Origin of the sequence: Pseudomonas macauensis (assembly GCF_047902425.1) — a bacterium.
Classification (GTDB): Bacteria; Pseudomonadota; Gammaproteobacteria; order Pseudomonadales; family Pseudomonadaceae; genus Pseudomonas.
Genome location: NZ_CP138377.1, coordinates 171,410 through 190,986, shown reverse-complemented (window position 1 = coordinate 190,986; position 19,577 = coordinate 171,410). Strand labels below are relative to the sequence as shown.

The window sequence follows — 19,577 nt, the reverse complement described above, 5'->3', positions numbered from 1 at the left end:
CGCCTGTTCATCCAACGGCCCCGGCAGCGAGCGGCGCCTCCTCGTACCCACAAGGTTCGCTAAGTGATCGAATTCCACGACGTCCACAAGACCTATCGCGTCGCCGGACGCGATATCCCGGCCCTGCAGCCGACCCGCCTGACCATCGAGGGCGGCCAGGTCTTCGGCCTGATCGGCCATTCCGGCGCCGGTAAAAGCACCCTGCTGCGCCTGATCAACCGCCTGGAAGAGCCCAGCGGCGGGCGCATCGTCATCGACGGCGAAGACATCACCGCCCTGGACGCCGACGGCCTGCGCCGCTTCCGCCAGCGCGTCGGGATGATCTTCCAGCACTTCAACCTGCTGGCCTCCAAGACCGTCGCCGACAACATCGCCATGCCGATGAAGCTCGCCGGCACCTACAGCGCCGCCGAAATCACCGCGCGGGTGGACGAACTGCTCGAACGCGTCGGCCTCAAGGACCACGCCCGCAAGTACCCGGCGCAGCTCTCCGGCGGCCAGAAGCAGCGTGTCGGCATCGCCCGTGCGCTGGCCTGCCGACCGAAGATCCTGCTCTGCGACGAGGCCACCAGCGCGCTGGACCCGCAGACCACCGGCCAGGTCCTGCAACTGCTGGCGGAGATCAACCGCGAGCTGAAGCTGACCATCGTCCTGATCACCCACGAGATGGACGTGATCCGTCGCGTCTGCGACCAGGTGGCGGTGATGGACGCCGGCACCATCGTCGAACAGGGCGACGTCGCCGACGTGTTCCTGCACCCGCAGCACGAAACCACCCGCCGCTTTGTCTTCGAAGCCGAGCGCGTGGACGAGGACGAGCAGCACGACGACTTCGCCCACGTGCCGGGCCGCATCCTGCGTCTGACCTTCCGCGGCGAGGCGACCTACGCGCCGCTGCTGGGCACCGTCGCGCGCCAGACCGGCGTGGACTACAGCATCCTCGCGGGGCGTATCGACCGCATCAAGGACCAGCCCTACGGCCAGCTCACCCTGTCCCTGGTGGGCGGTGATATTGAAGCCGCGATGGCGCAGCTGAACGCCGCCGAAGTCCATGTCGAGGTGCTGCGCGCATGAACGAGTTCTTTGTAAACATCGACTGGTCCGAGATCCTCCAGGCCAGCATCGACACCTTCTGGATGCTCGGCGGTTCGCTGCTATTCACCATCGTTCTGGGCCTGCCGCTGGGCGTGCTGCTGTTCCTCACCGGGCCCAAGCAGATGTTCGAGAACCGCGCGGTGTATGCCCTGCTGTCCTTCGTTGTGAACGTGTTGCGCTCGCTGCCGTTCATCATCCTGCTGATCGTGATGATCCCCTTCACCGTGCTGATCACCGGCACCTCGCTGGGCGTCGCCGGCGCCATCCCGCCGCTGGTGGTGGGCGCCACGCCGTTCTTCGCGCGCCTGGTGGAAACCGCGCTGCGCGAAGTGGACAAGGGCATCATCGAGGCCACCCAGGCGATGGGCGCCAGCACTCGCCAGATCATCTGGAACGCACTACTGCCCGAGGCCCGTCCGGGCATCATCGCCGCCATCACCGTCACCGCCATCACCCTGGTGTCCTACACCGCGATGGCCGGCGTGGTGGGCGCGGGCGGCCTGGGCGACCTGGCCATCCGCTTCGGCTACCAGCGCTTCCAGACCGACGTGATGGTGGTCACCGTGGTGATGCTGCTGGTGCTCGTACAGATTCTGCAGACCGTCGGCGACAAGCTGGTGGTCCACTTCTCCCGCAAGTAACCGACTGGCCCGCCGGACGCGGGCTTTCTTAGGAGCCAACAATGAAAAAACTGCTCGCTGCTTTCGCCGCTGCCGCAGCCATCTCCGCCCCGCTGGCCCAGGCCGCCGACAGCTTGACCGTCGCCGCCACCCCGGTGCCGCACGCCGAGATCCTCAACTTCGTCAAACCCATCCTGGCCAAGGAAGGGGTTGAGCTGAAAGTGAAGGAATTCACCGACTACGTGCAGCCCAACACCCAGGTTGCCGAGAAGCGACTGGACGCCAACTTCTTCCAGCACCAGCCGTACCTGGATGAGTTCAACAAGTCCAAGGGCACCAAGCTGGTGGCCGTCACCGGCGTGCACATCGAGCCGCTGGGTGCCTACTCCACCAAGTTCAAGAAGCTCGAAGAGCTGCCCTCCGGCGCCACCGTGGTGATCCCCAACGACGCCACCAACGGCGGCCGCGCCCTGCTGCTGCTGGACAAGGCCGGTGTGATCAAGCTGAAAGACAACAAGTCAATCACCGCCACCCCGAAGGACATCGTCGAGAACCCGAAGAACATCAAGGTGCGTGAGCTGGAAGCGGCCACCCTGCCGCGCGTGCTGACCCAGGTCGACCTGGCCCTGATCAACACCAACTACGCCCTGGAAGCCAAGCTGAACCCCACCCAGGACGCCCTGGCCATCGAAGGTTCCGACTCCCCCTACGTGAACATCCTGGTTGCCCGCCCGGACAACAAGGACAGCGCCGCCATGCAGAAGCTGGCCGCCGCCCTGCACAGCCCCGAGGTGAAGCAGTTCATCCTCGAGAAGTACAAGGGTGCCGTGGTCCCGGCGTTCTGATTGCCGCGAGCCTGATGCTCTGGAAAAGCCCGGTCGAATGACCGGGCTTTTTCGTTTCCGGCGCCCTGCTTTCCGGCTTTTGGGGCTTTTTGATTTTCGTAGGAGCGAGCTTGCTCGCGAACCCGCCCAGCTCGGCGCGACCGGCAAACACTGTTCGCGAGCAAGCTCGCTCCTACAGACAGGCTCTATCACGCAGTTCTGAACCGTTTTTCACCAGCCTTCCCCGCATACTTTCCATGCGGCAAAGGCATCGGTTTTTTGCCACTTCCCGCAATCCCGCGCGCGGCGAGGCCTGTAGCGGTCCGGCAAAAATTCATAGTTCAAAAAGTTATTTCAATAACAAAAATAATCACTTCAAGAGCTAAGACGATCCACCAATCATGCAGGTCCGTTTCAAGCGCGACGCAGAGCCGCGCAGACCTGCAAGGAGATCGTTCATGGCCCAACCCCAGCATGCCCTCGCGCCGGATGCCTTCCTGCGCCACGTGCCCGGCGGCGACCTGGTCGATCTCGGCCGCCCGTTGCGCCACGCGCTGGAACTGGGCCGCCATGTGCCGGCGAAAGCCCGCACCCTCGGTCGCCGCGAAGCGGTGCTGCTCGGTCTGTTCGCCCTGACGCTGCACGGCGCGGTGATCTACTGGCTGAGCCAGCAGCCCACGCCGAAGCTGCCGGAGGTACCGCCGCAGGTGCCGCCGATGACCATCGAATTCACTGCGCCCACCCCGCCGGTAGTCGAACCGCCGCCACCCGAGCCGATCCCCGAACCCGTGGTGCAGGAGCCGCCACCCCCGGTGGTGGACGAGAACGCGGTGAAACCACCGCCGCCCAAGCCGATTCCCAAACCCAAGCCGAAACCCGTCGCCAAGCCCAAACCCGTGCCCAAGCCGGTCGAGCAGCCCGCGCCGCCCAAGGCCGAAACCCCGCCGCCGCAACCGGCACCACCCGCTCCGCCAGCACCGGCTCCGGCCCCGCTGACGCCGCCCTCGGCCAGCGCCGGTTACCTGAAGAATCCGGCACCGGAATATCCGCCACTGGCCCAGCGCCGTGGCTGGGAAGGCACCGTGCTGCTGCGTGTGCATGTGCTGGCCAGCGGCAGCCCGAGCGAGATCCAGGTGCAGAGGAGCAGCGGCCGCGACGCCCTGGACGATGCCGCGGTGCGCGCGGTGAAACGCTGGAGCTTCGTCCCCGCCAAGCGCGGCGACGTGGCCCAGGACGGCTGGGTCAGCGTGCCCATCGATTTCAAATTGCATTGATTCCATTTGCCCAGATCAGCCGCACGAGAATCGCGGAAGGAGAACACCCATGAGTCTGCCCCTGAACCCCCTGGAATCCGTCGAAGGCGCAGTCATCTGGCTGCTGGTCGGCTTCTCCGTCGTCACCTGGGCGCTGGCCCTGGTGAAAGGCGTCCAGTTCACCCGCCAGAAGTCCCAGGACAAGCGCTTCCAGAAGCAGTTCTGGAGCGCCACCAGCCTCGAATCCGCCGGTGACCAGGCCGCCGGCAAGCCCGGCGCCGGCGCCCGTGTCGCCCAGGCTGGCTTCGCCGCCATCCAGGTGCAGGACAACGGCCAGCCGGACCTCGCCCAATCGATCAACCACCAGGACCGCCTCGAACGCGCCCTGCGCCAGCAGATCCAGCGCGAGCGCCGTTCCCTGGAATCGGGCCTGGCGGTGCTCGCCTCGATCGGCTCCACCTCACCCTTCATCGGCCTGTTCGGCACCGTGTGGGGCATCATGGAAGCGCTCAAGGGCATCAGCGCGGCGGGCTCGGCGAGCCTGGAAACCGTCGCCGGCCCTATCGGCAGCGCACTGATCGCCACCGGCGTGGGCATCGCCGTCGCCGTGCCGGCGGTGCTGGTCTACAACTACTTCCTCCGTCGCCTGAAGCTCACGGCGGCCGACCTCGACGACTTCGCCCACGACTTCTACAGCCTCGCGCAGAAGAGCGCCTTCCGCGTCGTCGCCCTGCCCACCGCCGCGCGCAAACCGTCTGCCGGCGCCAGCGTGAAGGAGGCGAGCTGACATGGCCTTCTCGACTCAGGACAGCGACGAGGTTCTCTCCGAGATCAACGTGACCCCGCTGGTGGACGTGATGCTGGTGCTGCTGGTGGTCTTCATCGTCACCGCGCCGCTGCTGACCAACGCCATCCCGATCAACCTGCCCAAGACCGAGGCGGTCGCCCCGCCGGAGCAGAAGGACCCGCTGGTGGTGAGCATCGACGGCGCCGGCAAGTGGTTCATCAACAAGGACGAGATCCAGCCGGACCTGCTGCAGAGCAATCTGGCGGCGGCCAAGGCGAAAGATGCCGAACTGCGCGTGCAGTTGCAGGCGGACGAAGGGGTGAACTACGGCCAGGTGGCCAAGGCCATGGCCTCCATCGAGAAGGCCGGAATCACCAAACTGGCGGTGATCACCGCGCGTTGAGGAAGCTGTAAAACCCTTGAAATAGAGAGGGTGTACAACGGGTCTTCCACAACGCAACAGGCTTCAAGGTCGCTCACCCATTACTCAGGCAGGGGTGAGCGGCCTTTTTTTATTCCCGCTCCGACCTCCACCAAGACGTAGGGCGTATAACGCTCCGCGTTATACGCCGATTGACCTTGGCCCCACGGCACTCCAGGTTCGCCTTGGAGCAGCCGATAAGACGAGGTGTATCGGCGTACAACCGCGAACGGTTGTACGCCCTACGCCCCGCCGTTCGTCGTCATCCCCGCTCCGGCGATATCCCTTTGCCCATCAGGGCCTTCCGCGCCTCGCGCGCTTACACTAAGTTGATGACAGTCAGGAGACCTGAGGGGTACCGCATGACATCGTCTCCCGCCCTGGATGGCCCGTTCTATCCGCCGACACTGGGGGTGCCGGAACGCTTCACACCACAACAACTGCGCGCCTCGCTCGACATCACCATGGGCGAACACGGCGCCGGTCCCGTCTGGCTGTTCGCCTACGGCTCGCTGATCTGGCGGCCGGAGTTCCCGGTGGCCGAAGCCCGCCGCGCGCGGGTGCACGGCTACCATCGCGGTCTCTACCTGTGGTCCCTCACACACCGCGGCACGCCGGAAGCGCCGGGCCTGGTGCTCGGTCTCGACCGGGGCGGCTCCTGCTCCGGCTTCGCCTTCCGCCTGCCGGAAGAAAACCTCGACGCCAACCTCTACGCGCTCTGGGAACGGGAGATGCCCTACGCCTCCTACCGCCCGGAGTGGCTGAGCTGCCGCCTGGACGACGGCACCCGCGTGCGCGCCCTGGGCTTCGTCCTCGAACGCCACCTGCCCACTTACGCCGGCTCCCTGCCCGACAGCATCTTCCGGCACGTGCTGGACAGTGCCCAGGGTCACTTCGGCACCACCCGCGACTATGTCGAGCAGACCGCCAAGGCCCTGCGTGACTACGCCATGCCCGACCTCAACCTGGAAGGCATCCTGGCGCGCTGCTGCCCACTGCGCCGAGCGCAGGAATAAGCCCTTATAGCCATTCGTTTAGCAGAAATACTGCATAAGCAAAGAATTTCTTATTCCTTAACGAATATTAAAACCCTCCCTAGAATGCCTTCTCATGACGATTCGAGAGGGCCGTTCCATGCGCAACGAACGCATCCGCTACCTGATCGTGCCGGGTTGGCACGGATCCGAGGACGCCCATTGGCAGAGCCACTGGCAGCGCGCCCTGCCCAATGCCGCGCGGGTACAGCAGCGTGACTGGATCACCCCGCAGCGCGCCGACTGGGTCGCCGAACTGGACCGCGAGATTCGCCGCGAGCCGGGCCGCGTGGTGCTGATCGCCCACAGCCTGGGCTGCGTCACCGTCGCCGCCTGGGCCGCCCGCGCCGATCGCCGCGTCCTGGCGCAGGTCTCCGGTGCCCTGCTGGTCGCCCCGGCGGACGTGGAGCGGGAAACCTGCCACGAAGCCCTGCGCAACTTCGCGCCGATCGCCCGCGAGGCGCTGCCTTTCCCGGCCGTGCTGGTGGGTTCGGACAACGACTCAGCCTGCAGCCCGCAGCGCGCCCTGATCCTCGGCCGCACCTGGGGCGCCGAGACGGTGATCCTGCCGTCCGCCGGCCACATCAACGTGAAATCCGGGCATGGCGCCTGGGAAGCCGGCTACCGCCACCTGTACCGCCTGCAGTACCTGATCGACCAGCAGTCGCGCCAGCGCGCCTGAACCCTGACTCAGGACAGGGCGAGCGCGTTGTCTCCACCGCGCCTATCCCTTCTTGGCGCGGATTCGGCTAGGGTGAGACGACGCCCCCGCCGGAGACCGCCATGCCACCGTTGCACGACCTGTCCGCCGTCGAACTGCTCGCCCTGTATCGCTCGCACCAGCTTTCGCCGGTGGAGTACCTCAACCACCTGATCGCCCATATCGAGCGCTGGGAGCCACAGCTCTGCGCGCTCTACGCCTTCGACCCGCAGCGCGCGCTGGAACAGGCGCGGCGCTCCGAGGCGCGCTGGATACGCTGCGCCCCCTGCGGCGAACTGGATGGCGTGCCGGTGACCATCAAGGAACTGATCGCCACCCGCGGCGACCCGATCCCCCTGGGCAGCGCCGCCACCCTGCTGCAGCCGGCCAGCGCCGACGCACCGCCTGCCGCGCGGATGTTCGAAGCCGGCGCCATCCTGCTGGGCAAGACCACGGTGCCGGACTACGGCATGCTCTCCTCCGGGCTTTCCAGCTTCCACAAGCTGGCGCGCAACCCCTGGGACCTGCGCATGAACCCGGGCGGCTCCAGCGCCGGCGCGGCCTCCGCCGCTGCGGCGGGCTACGGACCGTTGCACATCGGCACCGACATCGGCGGATCGGTGCGCCTGCCCGCCGGCTGGTGCGGTCTGGTCGGCTTCAAACCGAGCCTCGGGCGCATTCCCATCGATCCTTACTACACCGGACGCTGCGCCGGGCCGATGACCCGTACCCTGGACGATGCGGCGCTGATGATGCAGCACCTGTCCCGTCCCGACTGGCGCGACGCCACCGCCCTGCCGCCGGCCGACCTCGACTGGCACGCCCAGTCCGCCGACGTGCGCGGCCTGCGCATCGGCCTGCAGCTCGACCCCGGCTGCGGCCTGCAACCAGAGCCCGAGGTGCGCGCCGCCGTGGAAGCCGCCGCACGACGCTTCGCCGAGGCCGGTGCGGAGATCATCGAGGTACGGCCGATCCTCGATGGCGAGCTGCTGGAAGGGCTGGACCGCTTCTGGCGCGCCCGCCTGTGGGCCGACCTGGAAAACCTCCCGGCCGAGCGCCAGGCCAAGGTGCTGCCGTACATCTTCCAATGGGCCGAAGGCGGCGCGGCGGTCTCCGGCGCCGAAGCGGTGCGCGGCTTCAACTGCACCTTCGAGATGCGCAGGCGCGCCGCCGAGCAGTTCCACACCGTCGACTTCCTGCTTTCGCCGACCAACCAGGTGGCGGCCTTCCCGGCCGAGTTCGCCTCGCCCAGCAACGACCCGGCGCGACCCTTCGAGCACATCGGCTTCACCGTGCCGTGGAACATGTCCGAGCAACCGGCACTCTCGATCAACTGCGATTTCACCGCCGAGGGGATGCCCATAGGCTTGCAGATCGTCGGCCCGCGCTTCGCCGATATCGAGGTACTGCGCCTGGGCAAGGCCTGGGAGCGCTGGCGCGGCCCGCTGCCGCATTGGCCGCAGCCGCCGGGCACCAACTAAGCTCAGGACACACGCCGACCACAAGGATTCGATCGCGCGCCCATGCAGTATTCCTCCTACATCACCCACCTGCTGGTACTGGTCCAGATACTGGGTGTCATCGCCGCGGTGCACGCCGTACTCACCGTGCGCACGGCCCAGGGCGCCATCGCCTGGGCCACCTCGCTGGTGTTCATGCCACTGCTGACCCTGGTGCCCTACCTGGTGTTCGGCCGCAGCCGCTTCGATGCCTACATCGGCGCGCGCCGTCAGGCCAACGAGGAGATGCACGTGGCCGCCGCCGAGCTGGACTGGCGGCCCTGGGTCGAGGAAGCCCTGGCGGCGCGCCAATACGACGGCTACAAGGGGCTCAAGGCGATGGTCGGGCTGGCGCGCATGCCGACCCTGGCGAACAACCATGTGCGCCTGCTGGTGAACGGCAAGGCGTCGTTCGAGGCCATCTTCGAAGCCATCTCCGCGGCGAAGCAGGTGGTGCTGGTGCAGTTCTTCATCATCCGCGACGACGCTCTCGGCCAGCGCCTGGCGCAACTGCTGCTGGAGCGCGCGGCCAACGGTGTGGATGTGTTCCTGCTCTACGACGGCATCGGCAGTCACGCCCTGCCCGGCCGCTACATCGACAAGCTGCGCAATGGCGGGGTGCAGGTGCATGCGTTCAGCACCGGCAGCGGGATGATCAACCGCTTCCAGGTGAACTTCCGCAACCACCGCAAGATCGTGGTGGTCGACGGCGTGCGCGGTTTCGTCGGCGGGCACAACGTCGGCGTCGAATACCTCGGCGAGAAGCCGCCGTTGTCGCCCTGGCGCGACACCCACATCGAACTGCGCGGCCCGGCGGTAGCCTGCCTGCAGGAGTGCTTCGCCGAGGACTGGTACTGGGCCAGCCACACGTTGCCGACGCTGATCCTGCCCAAGGCCTATGAAGACTCGGGGATGCTCTGCCAGGTGGTGCCCAGCGGCCCGGCCGACCCGCAGGAGACCTGCTCGCTGTTCTTCGTCGAGGCGATCAACGCGGCGGTGGAACGCATCTGGATCACCACGCCGTACTTCGTGCCCGACGAGGCGGTGGCCGCCGCGCTGCGCCTGGCAGTGCTGCGCGGGGTGGACGTGCGCATCCTGCTGCCGTCACGGCCCGACCACAAGACGGTGTACGCCGCCTCCAGCCTGTACGCGCTGGACGCCGTGCGCGCCGGTTTGCGCATCTTCCGCTACCAGCCCGGGTTTCTGCACCAGAAGGTGCTGCTGATCGACCACGACACGGCAGCGGTGGGCAGCGCCAACCTGGACAACCGTTCGTTCCGCCTGAACTTCGAGATCATGGTGGTGACGGTCGACGAAGGATTCGCCCAGGAGGTGGAGCGCATGCTGGAGGCGGACTTCGAACAATCGGTGGAGATGAACCTGGACGACCGCAAGCGCCTGCACCGGTTGCAGCAGTTGGGGATGCGAGTAGCGCGGTTGGTGTCGCCGATTCTCTGAAGCTTTGGGTGAGGCGATGTTCGCGAGCAAGCTCGCTCCTACGAAGAGCAGATCGCGCCTCCCACTGTAGGAGCGAGCTTGCTCGCGAACGCTTTCCCCGCACAAAAGAAAACGCCCGGCTCACTCTCGTGAACCGGGCGTCTTTCTAGCGCTGGACCATCAGGCCGGCGCGGAGGTGCGGATCAGGTGGTCGAAGGCGGAGAGCGACGCCTTGGCGCCTTCGCCGACCGCGATCACGATCTGCTTGTACGGTACGGTGGTCACGTCACCGGCGGCGAAGATGCCCGGCAGCGAGGTTTCGCCGCGAGCGTCGACGATGATCTCGCCACGCGGGGTCAGCTCCAGGGTGCCCTTGAGCCATTCGCTGTTGGGCAGCAGGCCGATCTGCACGAAGATGCCTTCCAGGTCGATGGACTTGAACTCTTCCGAGTTGCGGTCCTTGTAGACCAGGCCGGTGACCTTCTGGCCGTCGCCTTTCACTTCGCTGGTCAGCGCGCTGGTGATCACTTCCACGTTCGGCAGGCTGAACAGCTTGCGTTGCAGCACGGCGTCGGCGCGCAGCTTGCTGTCGAACTCCAGCAGGGTCACGTGGCTGACGATACCGGCCAGGTCGATGGCCGCTTCGACGCCGGAGTTACCGCCGCCGATCACCGCCACGCGCTTGCCCTTGAACAGCGGGCCGTCGCAGTGCGGGCAGAAGCACACGCCCTTGGCCTTGTATTCCTTCTCGCCCGGCACGCCCATTTCGCGCCAGCGGGCGCCGGTGGCCAGGATCACGGACTTGGCCTTGAGGCTGCCGCCGCCCTCGAACTGCACTTCGTGCAGCTCACCAGCGGTCTTGGCCGGGATCAGCGCGCTGGCGCGCTGCAGGTTCATGATGTCCACGTCGTAGTGCTTGACGTGTTCTTCCAGCTGGCGAGCCAGTTTCGGGCCTTCGGTCTCGGTCACCGAGATGAAGTTCTCGATGGCCATGGTGTCCAGCACCTGACCGCCGAAACGCTCGGCGGCAACGCCGGTGCGGATGCCCTTACGGGCGGCGTAGATGGCAGCAGCGGCGCCAGCCGGGCCACCGCCGACGACCAGCACGTCGAACTCTTCCTTGGCCGACAGCTTCTCGGCTTCGCGAGCGGCGGCGCCGGTGTCGATCTTGGCGAGGATTTCTTCAACGCCCATGCGGCCCTGGCCGAACACTTCGCCGTTGAGGTAGATGCTCGGCACAGCCATCACCTGGCGACGCTCGACTTCTTCCTGGAACAGCGCGCCGTCGATGGCGACGTGGCGGATGTTCGGGTTGAGCACGGCCATCAGGTTCAGCGCCTGCACCACGTCCGGGCAGTTCTGGCAGGACAGCGAGAAATAGGTTTCGAACTCGAACGAACCCTGGATGCCCTTGATCTGCTCGATCACGTCGGCTTCGAGCTTGGACGGGTGGCCGCCGACCTGCAGCAGCGCCAGCACCAGGGAGGTGAATTCGTGGCCCATGGGGATGCCGGCGAAAGCCAGGCCGATGTTCGCCCCCGGGCGGTTCAGCGCGAAGGACGGCTTGCGCTCGTCGCTGCCATCTTCACGCAGGGTGATCTTGTCGGTCAGGCCGACGATTTCGTGCAGCAGTTCGCTCAGTTCGCGGGATTTTTCGCCGTCATCCAGGGACGCAACGATCTCGAACGGCTGCGTGACCCTTTCCAGGTAGGCCTTCAACTGAGTTTTAAGAGTGGCGTCCAACATGATTCGACTTCCTTTGAAATTTGGGCAAAAGGGTTCCCCGGCGCATCCCTCGGGACCGCCCTACGCACGCTTTTGGCTTAGGTAGGGAGGATGCCGGTAGGCATCCTCGGGGTATTGCGAAAACGGATTGGGAAGCGTCGTGAGCAGACGCCCGGAAGTTGCGCGGCAGGAGCCGCCGCGCAACCGCTTCCCGACCGTTTTTAGATCTTGCCGACCAGGTCCAGGGAAGGAGCCAGGGTCTTCTCGCCTTCTTTCCACTTGGCCGGGCAGACTTCGCCCGGGTGAGCGGCGGTGTACTGGGCAGCTTTCAGCTTGCGCAGGGTTTCGCCGACGTCACGAGCGATCTCGTTGGAGTGGATTTCGACGGTCTTGATCACGCCTTCCGGGTTGATCACGAAGGTGCCGCGCAGGGCCAGGCCTTCTTCCGGGATGTGCACGCCGAAAGCGTTGGTCAGCTGGTGGGTCGGGTCGCCGATCAGCGGGAACTGAGCCTTGCCCACGGCCGGGGAGGTTTCGTGCCACACCTTGTGGGAGAAGTGGGTGTCGGTGGTAACGATGTAAACCTCGGTGCCAGCGTCACGGAAAGCGGAGTAGTTGTTGGCCGCGTCTTCGATCTCGGTCGGGCAGTTGAAGGTGAAGGCTGCCGGCATGAAGATCAGAACCGACCAGTGGCCCTTGAGGGACTCTTCGGTGACTTCGATGAACTTGCCGTTATGGAAAGCGTTGACCTTGAACGGTTGAACTTGGGTGTTGATCAGGTTCATTAGGCAATTCCTCGTAGAGAGTTGTCGTTTAATCGAGTGGGTCGATCGGTTGAAATTCGACAGGGGGAAGATTATCGCCTGATGACAAGAAAGGCCCATTGATTTAGGGCATCAATTTAATTGAGCATCTCTATCAATGGATATATAAAAGGAAGAGGTTTCCTATCGAAACCAGCTTCCTCGTCCTACGCCTGAAGGCATCCGCGTAGGGCGTATAACGCTCCGCGTTATACGCTGATTGACCTTGCCCCCAAGGCACTCCGAGCCCGCGCCGGAGCCGACGACGCAACGCGGTGTATCGGCGTACAACTGCGAACGGTTGTACGCCCCACGCATCCGCAAACCCCGTCGGCATTCCTGGCTGTCTGGTCAAAAAGCCCCACGAGCCTATGCTTGCCTTGAGGGCACCGGCGCCTGACGACGAGGTATCCCCATGATCCAGTTCCTGCTGGGCGACGAGCTGATCCGGGCCGACGGACTGCCGCCGGAAACCAGCCTGCTCGACTACCTGCGCAGCCACCTGGCCCGCACTGGCACCAAGGAAGGTTGCGCCTCCGGCGATTGCGGTGCCTGCACGGTGGTGCTCGTCGAGCCCGACGGCGAGAAGCTGCGCTACCGCGCGGTGAACGCCTGCATCACCCTGCTCGGGGCGGTGCATGGGCGCCAGGTACTGACCGTCGAGCACCTCGGCCAGCCAGGCGCGCTGCACCCGGTACAGCAGGCGATGGTGGACTGCCACGGCTCGCAATGCGGTTTCTGTACGCCGGGGATCGTCATGTCGCTGTTCGCCTGGCACCACTCGCCGCCGCCCCACGACCGCGAGACGGCGCTGACCGCCCTGTCCGGCAACCTGTGCCGCTGCACCGGCTACCGGCCGATCCTCGACGCCGCCACGCAGATCGCCGGGCAGCCGTGCACCGATCGCTTCGCCCGGGACGCCGCGCTCACCCTCGCCCGCCTGCGCGAACTGCCCGCCACGGGCACGCTGCACGACAGCGAACAAAACGCCTGGTTACCCACCTCGCTGGATGAGCTGGACGACCTGCTGCAACGCCATCCGCAGGCACGGCTGATCGCCGGCGGCACCGACCTGGCGCTGGAAGCCACGCAGAACCTGAAGGCCTTCCCGGCGCTGATCCACCTCGACAACCTGGGCGAACTGCAGCACCTGGAAACCCACGCCGACCACCTGCTGATCGGCGCCGCCCGCCCCTACGCCGACTGCATCGAAGCCCTCGCCGAGTTCCCCGGCGTCGCCGCCCTGATGGAGCGCCTGGGTTCGCTGCAGATCCGCCAGCGCGGCACCCTCGGCGGCAACATCGCCAACGCCTCTCCCATCGGCGACATGCCGCCGGTGCTGCTGGCGCTGGATGCGAAGCTTCGGCTGCGCCGCGCGGGTACGGTGCGCGTGGTGCCCATCGATGGCTTCTTCACCGGCTACCGCAAGACGATCCTGCAACCCGGCGAGTACATCGAGTCGGTGCTGATTCCACGCCTGAAAGCCCACCAGAAATTCCGCATCGACAAGATTTCCAAGCGCCGCGACGACGACATTTCCGCCGTCTGCATGGCCCTGCGCCTGGACTTCGATGACGCCGGCATCGTTACCGATGTGCGCCTGGCCTGCGGCGGCATGGCGGCCACGCCGTTACGCGGTGCACGAAGCGAAGCGGCGCTGCGCGGCAGACCCTTCGACGCCGCTGCCGTATCCGCTGCGCAAGCGGCGATCCCACAGGACTTCCGGCCCATCGACGACCTGCGCGCCAGCGCCGCCTATCGCCTGAAGGTGGCGCAGAACCTCCTGCAGCGCGCACTACTGGAATGGACTCAGAGCCCTGCGGAGGTGCGCCATGCGTAGTCTGCCGCCGCTGGCCAGCAACGGCGTAACGGGCGCCATACACAGCGCGGGACAGCCCCGCGAACACGACAGCGCGGTGCTGCACGTCAGCGGCGCGGCGCGCTACGTGGACGACCTGAAGGAACCCCGCGAGCTGCTCCACGCCGCCGTCGGCCTGACCGGCATCGCCTGTGGCGCCGTGCGCTCCCTCGACCTCGACGCCGTGCGCGCCGCCCCCGGCGTGGTGGCGGTGCTGACCCTGGACGACGTACCCGGCCACACCGACATCGGCCCGGTGTTCCCCGGCGACCCGCTGCTGGCCGGGGACCGCGCGAAATACCACGGCCAGGCGCTGTTCGCGGTGGCCGCCGAAAGCCTGATCCAGGCCCGCCGCGCCGTGCGCCTGGCGACGGTCGAATATTCCGAAGGAAGTGCCCTGCTCGACCCGCTCCAGGCCAAGGCGGAGGAACGCTTCGTGCGCCCACCACACCACATGCGCCGGGGCGATGCCGAGGCCGCGCTGGCCGCTGCGCCGCACGTGCTGGAAGCCCGCCAGTTCGTCGGCGGGCAGGAGCATTTCTACCTCGAAGGCCAGGCCTCGATGGCGCTGCCCACCGACGACGGCGGAATGCTGGTGCACACCTCCAGCCAGCACCCCAGCGAAGTGCAGAAACTGGTGGCCGAGGTGCTGGCGATTCCGCTGGCCAAGGTCACGGTGGAAGTGCGGCGCATGGGCGGCGGCTTCGGCGGCAAGGAGACCCAGGCCGCGCCCTTCGCCTGCCTCGCCGCGCTGCTCGCACGCATGACCGGTCGCGCGGTGAAACTGCGCCTGCCGCGTGCCGACGACATGCGCCTGACCGGTAAGCGCCACCCCTTCCACAACCGCTACCGCATCGGCTTCGACGACGACGGCCGGCTGCTGGCCGCGCAACTGGAAGTGGTGGGCGACTGCGGCCACTCGCCGGACCTCTCCGACGCCATCGTCGACCGCGCGATGTTCCACGCCGACAACGCCTACTTCATCCCCGACGTGGCCATCTCCGGCTACCGCAGCTTCACCAACATCGTCTCGCACACCGCCTTCCGGGGCTTCGGCGGGCCGCAGGGGATGATGATCATCGAGCGCGCCATGGACGACATCGCCCGCGCGGTGGGCAAGGACCCGCTCGACGTGCGCAAGCTGAATCTCTACGGGAGCATGGGGCGCGAGCTGACGCCCTACCACCAGAAGGTCGAGCACAACCTGCTGGGCGAGCTGATCGCGCGCCTGGAACGGAGCAGCGATTACCACGCGCGGCGCGAGGCGATTCACGCCTTCAACGCGCAGAGCCCGGTGCTGAAGAAGGGCCTGGCGCTGACCCCGGTGAAGTTCGGCATTTCCTTCACCGCCCAGCACCTGAACCAGGCCGGCGCGCTGATCCACCTGTACACCGACGGCAGCATCCAGCTGAACCACGGCGGTACCGAGATGGGCCAGGGGTTGAACACCAAGGTCGCGCAGATCGTCGCCGAGGAATTCCAGGTACCGCTGGAGTGCGTGGCGATCACCGCGACGCGCACCGACAAGGTGCCCAACACCTCGCCCACCGCCGCTTCCAGCGGTACCGACCTGAACGGCATGGCCGCCCGCGACGCGGCGCGCACGCTGAAGAAGCGCCTGGCGGAGTTCCTCGCCGAGCGCGACGGGGTGAAGCCGCAGGAGGTGCGCTTCGAACACGGCGGCGTGACCGTCGGCACGCAACGCCTGGGCTTTGCCGAAGTCATCCAGGCGGCCTATTTCGCCCGCATCCAGCTCTCCGCCACCGGTTTCTATCGCACGCCAAAAATCTTCTACGACCGCGAGAAGGGGCAGGGCCATCCGTTCTTCTACTTCGCCTACGGCGCGGCTGTGTCCGAGGTGGAAGTGGACACGCTCACCGGCGAATACCGCGTGCGGCGGGTGGACATCCTGCATGACGTCGGCCGCAGCGTGAACCCGGCCATCGACATCGGCCAGATCGAGGGCGGCTTCGTCCAGGGCATGGGCTGGCTGACCACCGAGGAGCTGCGCTGGGACGATGCGGGCCGGCTGCTCACGGTGGGGCCCGCGACCTACAAGATTCCGGCGGTGAGCGACATGCCCGAGGACTTCCGTGTGGCGCTGTTCGACCGGCCCAACGAGGAGGACAGCGTGTACCTGTCCAAGGCCGTGGGCGAACCGCCGTTCATGCTGGCGATCTCGGTGTGGTCGGCGCTGCGCGATGCCGTTGCCAGCCTGGCTGATTACCGGGTGAGCCCGGACCTGGATACGCCGGCGACGCCGGAGCGGGTGTTGTGGGCGTGCGAGGCTGTGCGCCGTTTGGAGCAGGAACGCCCTCACCCTAGCCCTCTCCCAGAGGGAGAGGGGACCGATCGGCGTGAGGCGCAGCCACAGCTGCAGCCGGAAACCACCTGCGAAGCGGAAGACTCGAATCCCGCTGCAGACAGCCCCCTCTCCCCCCGGGAGAGGGTTGGGGTGAGGGGAAACCCACCCACACCGAACTCGAACGAAGGACCCGCGCCATGACAACCACCTGGATGGACGCCATCGCCCGCCTGCGCGACAGCGCCGAGCCCTATGTGCTGGTCACCGTGGTCGGCGTGCAGGGCTCCACCCCGCGCGAGTCCGGCAGCAAGATGCTGGTCACCGCCGAAACCACGGTGGACACCATCGGCGGCGGTCACCTGGAGTTCGCCGCCATCGAGCACGCGCGCAAGCTCCTGCTGGCCGGCCGCGATGCGCAGGCGCTGGAGCACTTCCCCCTCGGCCCGCGCCTGGGCCAATGCTGCGGCGGGCGCGCCAGCCTGCTGTTCGAGTGCTTCGCCGCGCGCGGGCCGCAGGTGCTGCTGTTCGGCGCCGGCCACGTGGGCCGCGCCCTGGCGCCGCTGCTGGCGGGCCTGCCGCTGCGCCTGGAGTGGGTCGACAGCCGCGCGGCCCAGTTTCCGCAGACGGTCCCCGAGGGCGTACGCATGCGCCTGCTCGACGAGCCGGAAGACGCGGTGAGCGAAGCGCCGCCGGGCAGCTACTTCCTGGTCATGACCCACAACCACCCGCTGGACTACGCCCTCGCCGAAGCCGTGCTCAAGCGCGGTGACGCCCGTTTCCTCGGCATGATCGGTTCGCGCACCAAGGCCCAGCGCTTCCAGATGCGCCTGGAACAGCGCGGCTATGCGCCGGAGGTCATCGCCCAGCTGCACTGCCCCATCGGGCTGGCCGAGGTGCCCGGCAAACGGCCGCTGGAGGTCGCCATCTCCATTGCCGCCCAGGTCATCGCCCGCTATCACCAGGACGCACCGCCGCGCCAGACCCGTGAAGGCGTGGCCTGGGCGGCGCTGTGCAGCGATCCGACGAAAAGCTGACCAACTGGACAACAGTTTTCCGCCCCCCGGCCGATAACCTCCTGACCCCGTCTCTTCGCCCGCATCCAGCCGCGGGCGATTCGCCGTGCGTTCGGAGGAGAACAAGAATATGCGCCTGCGAAGTATCCAGACCCAACTCATCCTCAGCATGGGCGCTGCCCTGCTGATCAGCCTGCTCATCGTCCTCGGCCTGTATGCCGTGCTGGTCAATCGCCTGAGCGAGCGCTACCTGCTCGAACAGGCCCTGCCAGCGAGCATCCAGGCGATCGCCAACGATTTCGAACGACGCCTCACCGGACCGATCACCGCCGCCTCCGGCATCGCCGAGAACACCCTGGTGCAGGACTGGCTGGCCGGTGGCGAAAGCCCGGAACGGCTCGCCGAATTCACCCGTTACCTGGGCGGCATCCGCGCCTCGCAGAAAGCCTTCTCCGCGTTGATCACTTCCAACGCCAGCGGCGCCTACTACAGCGACAAGGGCAAGGAGCGCACCTTGAGCCGCAGCGAGCCGAAGGACAGCTGGTACTTCCAGTTCATCGACAGCGGCAAGCCACGCATGTGGAACATCGACGTCGACGGCGGCACCGGCGAACTGGCACTGTTCATCGACCAGCGCGTGGAGCAGGGCGGCAAGCTCCTGGGCATCGCCGGGCTGGGCCTGGAGATGCGCGAGCTGTCAGCGCTGATCCGCGACTTCCGCTTCGGAGCGTCCGGGCGCGTGTACCTGGTGAAGAACGACGGCCAGGTGCAGATCCACCCCGACCCGTCGTTGCCCAAGGGCCGCACCCTGGACGACCTGCTCGGCGCCCGGGCGGCGGCCGCGCTGCTCGGCAAACAGGGCTTCCAGAGCGCCCGTTTCGAGCGCGACGGCGAGGACTTCCTGGCTGCCAGCCTGCCCTTGCACGACCTCGGCTGGACCCTGGTGAGCGAAGTGCCGGAGGTGGAAATCTACGCCGACGCCCGCGAAGCACTGGCCTTCTCGGGCCTGGCCGGCGCGCTGGTGGCGCTGGTCTGCCTGGCGCTGGTGGTGCTGATGGCGCGCAGCCTGGTGAAACCGATTCGCCAGGTCACCGGCGCGCTGCTGGACATCGGCGCAGGCGGTGGCGACCTGACCCGCCGCCTGGACGACAGTCGCGCCGACGAGCTGGGCGACCTGGCGCGCGGCTTCAACCGCTTCCTCGAAGGCCAGCGTGCGCTGATCGGCGCCGTGCTCGCCACCAGCCAGCGGCTGCTGCAGACGGTCGGCGAAGTGGCGCGGGTGGTGGACAACACCGCCGAACGCGCCGGCCGCCAGCAGGAGATGACCGACATGGTCGCCACGGCGGTGAACGAAATGGGCAGCACCGTGCAGGAGATCGCGCGCAACGCCGAACAGGCGGCCAGTGCCTCGCAGCAGGCGCGGGACGAGGCCGGCGAGGCGCGGCGGGTGGTCGACGGCTCGCTGCAGCTCGGCCAACGCATGTCCGGGGAAATCGGCGAGGCCGCCAGCGCGGTGGGCCAGCTGGCCGACCAGGTGGCGAGCATCGACCAGGTGCTGGCGGTGATCCGTGGCGTGTCCGAGCAGACCAACCTGCTCGCCCTCAACGCAGCCATCGAGGCGGCGCGGGCCGGCGAGCTGGGCCGTGGTTTTGCCGTGGTGGCGGACGAGGTGCGCACCCTGGCCAGCCGCACCCAGGGCTCCACCGACGAAATCCTCGCCATCATCCAGCGCCTGAAGAACGGCGCCGAGGTTGCCGTGCGCTCGATGCACTCCGGCCAGCAGGCCACCGGCCAGAGCCTGACCGCCAGCGAACAGGCCGGCGCCTCGCTGGGCGCCATCGCCGACCAGGTGGAGCGCATCAGCGACATCAACCACCAGGTGGCCACCGCCACCGAGGAGCAGTCGGCGGTGACCGAGGAGATCAACCGCAACGTGCAGGGCATCGCCGACCTGGCCCATGCCACCACCCGCGAAGTGCAGCACGGCAGCGAGCAGTGCCGCGAGCTGCGCGCCCTGGCCGACGACCTGGCGCGGCAGATGGCGCAATTCCGCTTGTAAGCCCCGGCGCCGGCCTCCGCGCCGGCGTCTTTTCCCCAAAGTTACCCACAGGCTGGCGGGGCCCCTGGTTCCGCGCAACCTGCTTGTCAGTGAGCCTTGCTGATTGATCATCGCCCCGGACGAGCAATGATCGGGCCCGAATAG

16 protein-coding genes and 1 pseudogene are annotated in these 19,577 nt (G+C 67.0%); 15 read left to right on the top strand and 2 right to left on the bottom strand.

Annotated features, from left to right (window positions below):
• Window positions 1–63: 63 nt before the first annotated feature.
• The 10 genes from SD196_RS00860 to cls all read left to right on the top strand — a co-directional run bounded on the left by SD196_RS00860 (window position 64) and on the right by cls (window position 9,691).
• Complete coding sequence (locus SD196_RS00860) at window positions 64–1,074, top strand: methionine ABC transporter ATP-binding protein (protein ID WP_275609613.1); 1,011 nt, start codon at window positions 64–66, stop codon at window positions 1,072–1,074.
• Window positions 1,071–1,736, top strand: coding sequence for a methionine ABC transporter permease (locus SD196_RS00855; protein WP_275609612.1), 666 nt, complete (start codon window positions 1,071–1,073; stop codon window positions 1,734–1,736). The genes SD196_RS00860 and SD196_RS00855 overlap by 4 nt, the downstream gene beginning before the upstream one ends.
• A 41-nt stretch (window positions 1,737–1,777) precedes the next feature.
• Window positions 1,778–2,560, top strand: coding sequence for a MetQ/NlpA family ABC transporter substrate-binding protein (locus SD196_RS00850; RefSeq protein WP_331315375.1), 783 nt, complete (start codon window positions 1,778–1,780; stop codon window positions 2,558–2,560).
• A 437-nt stretch (window positions 2,561–2,997) separates the two neighbouring features.
• Complete coding sequence (locus SD196_RS00845) at window positions 2,998–3,813, top strand: energy transducer TonB (RefSeq protein WP_343576232.1); 816 nt, start codon at window positions 2,998–3,000, stop codon at window positions 3,811–3,813.
• 49 nt (window positions 3,814–3,862) lie between these two features.
• Window positions 3,863–4,579 carry a MotA/TolQ/ExbB proton channel family protein gene (locus SD196_RS00840; protein ID WP_343576229.1) on the top strand — a complete coding sequence of 239 codons (717 nt, stop codon included), beginning with the start codon at window positions 3,863–3,865 and terminating at the stop codon, window positions 4,577–4,579.
• Between the two features lies 1 nt (window position 4,580).
• Entirely contained in the window at window positions 4,581–4,982 is a 402-nt protein-coding gene (locus tag SD196_RS00835) for an ExbD/TolR family protein (RefSeq protein ID WP_275609608.1), read from the top strand.
• Between the two features lie 380 nt (window positions 4,983–5,362).
• Window positions 5,363–6,016 carry a gamma-glutamylcyclotransferase gene (locus SD196_RS00830; protein WP_331315367.1) on the top strand — a complete coding sequence of 218 codons (654 nt, stop codon included), beginning with the start codon at window positions 5,363–5,365 and terminating at the stop codon, window positions 6,014–6,016.
• A gap of 118 nt (window positions 6,017–6,134) precedes the next feature.
• Window positions 6,135–6,716 carry an alpha/beta hydrolase gene (locus tag SD196_RS00825; RefSeq protein WP_275609606.1) on the top strand — a complete coding sequence of 194 codons (582 nt, stop codon included), beginning with the start codon at window positions 6,135–6,137 and terminating at the stop codon, window positions 6,714–6,716.
• A 101-nt stretch (window positions 6,717–6,817) separates the two neighbouring features.
• Window positions 6,818–8,215, top strand: coding sequence for an amidase (locus SD196_RS00820; protein WP_416310965.1), 1,398 nt, complete (start codon window positions 6,818–6,820; stop codon window positions 8,213–8,215).
• A gap of 42 nt (window positions 8,216–8,257) precedes the next feature.
• Entirely contained in the window at window positions 8,258–9,691 is a 1,434-nt protein-coding gene (gene cls / locus SD196_RS00815; RefSeq protein ID WP_331315362.1) for a cardiolipin synthase, read from the top strand.
• A 159-nt stretch (window positions 9,692–9,850) separates the two neighbouring features.
• On the opposite strand, the gene ahpF is transcribed toward cls, so the two are convergent.
• Complete coding sequence (gene ahpF / locus SD196_RS00810; RefSeq protein WP_275609603.1) at window positions 9,851–11,416, bottom strand: alkyl hydroperoxide reductase subunit F; 1,566 nt, start codon at window positions 11,414–11,416, stop codon at window positions 9,851–9,853.
• Between the two features lie 200 nt (window positions 11,417–11,616).
• Window positions 11,617–12,180, bottom strand: a complete 564-nt coding sequence (gene ahpC, locus SD196_RS00805) for an alkyl hydroperoxide reductase subunit C (protein WP_275609602.1) — start codon at window positions 12,178–12,180, stop codon at window positions 11,617–11,619.
• A gap of 433 nt (window positions 12,181–12,613) precedes the next feature.
• Here ahpC and xdhA point away from each other — a divergent pair, with 433 nt between their 5' ends.
• The 5 genes and pseudogenes from xdhA to SD196_RS00780 all read left to right on the top strand — a co-directional run bounded on the left by xdhA (window position 12,614) and on the right by SD196_RS00780 (window position 19,433).
• Window positions 12,614–14,038 (top strand): xanthine dehydrogenase small subunit, encoded by a 1,425-nt coding sequence (gene xdhA, locus SD196_RS00800; protein WP_416310964.1) that lies wholly within the window; start codon window positions 12,614–12,616, stop codon window positions 14,036–14,038.
• Window positions 14,031–16,562: a xanthine dehydrogenase molybdopterin binding subunit gene (gene xdhB / locus SD196_RS00795; protein WP_416310963.1), complete on the top strand. Its 2,532-nt coding sequence runs from the start codon at window positions 14,031–14,033 to the stop codon at window positions 16,560–16,562. The genes xdhA and xdhB overlap by 8 nt, the downstream gene beginning before the upstream one ends.
• Window positions 16,559–17,395, top strand: a complete 837-nt coding sequence (gene xdhC / locus SD196_RS00790) for a xanthine dehydrogenase accessory protein XdhC (RefSeq protein WP_416310962.1) — start codon at window positions 16,559–16,561, stop codon at window positions 17,393–17,395. Before xdhB ends, xdhC begins: the two co-directional genes overlap by 4 nt.
• A gap of 109 nt (window positions 17,396–17,504) precedes the next feature.
• Window positions 17,505–18,518: pseudogene (locus SD196_RS00785) on the top strand (cache domain-containing protein); the annotation flags it as partial.
• Window positions 18,519–18,695: 177 nt separating this feature from the next.
• Entirely contained in the window at window positions 18,696–19,433 is a 738-nt protein-coding gene (locus SD196_RS00780; protein ID WP_370601726.1) for a methyl-accepting chemotaxis protein, read from the top strand.
• Window positions 19,434–19,577 lie beyond the last annotated feature (144 nt).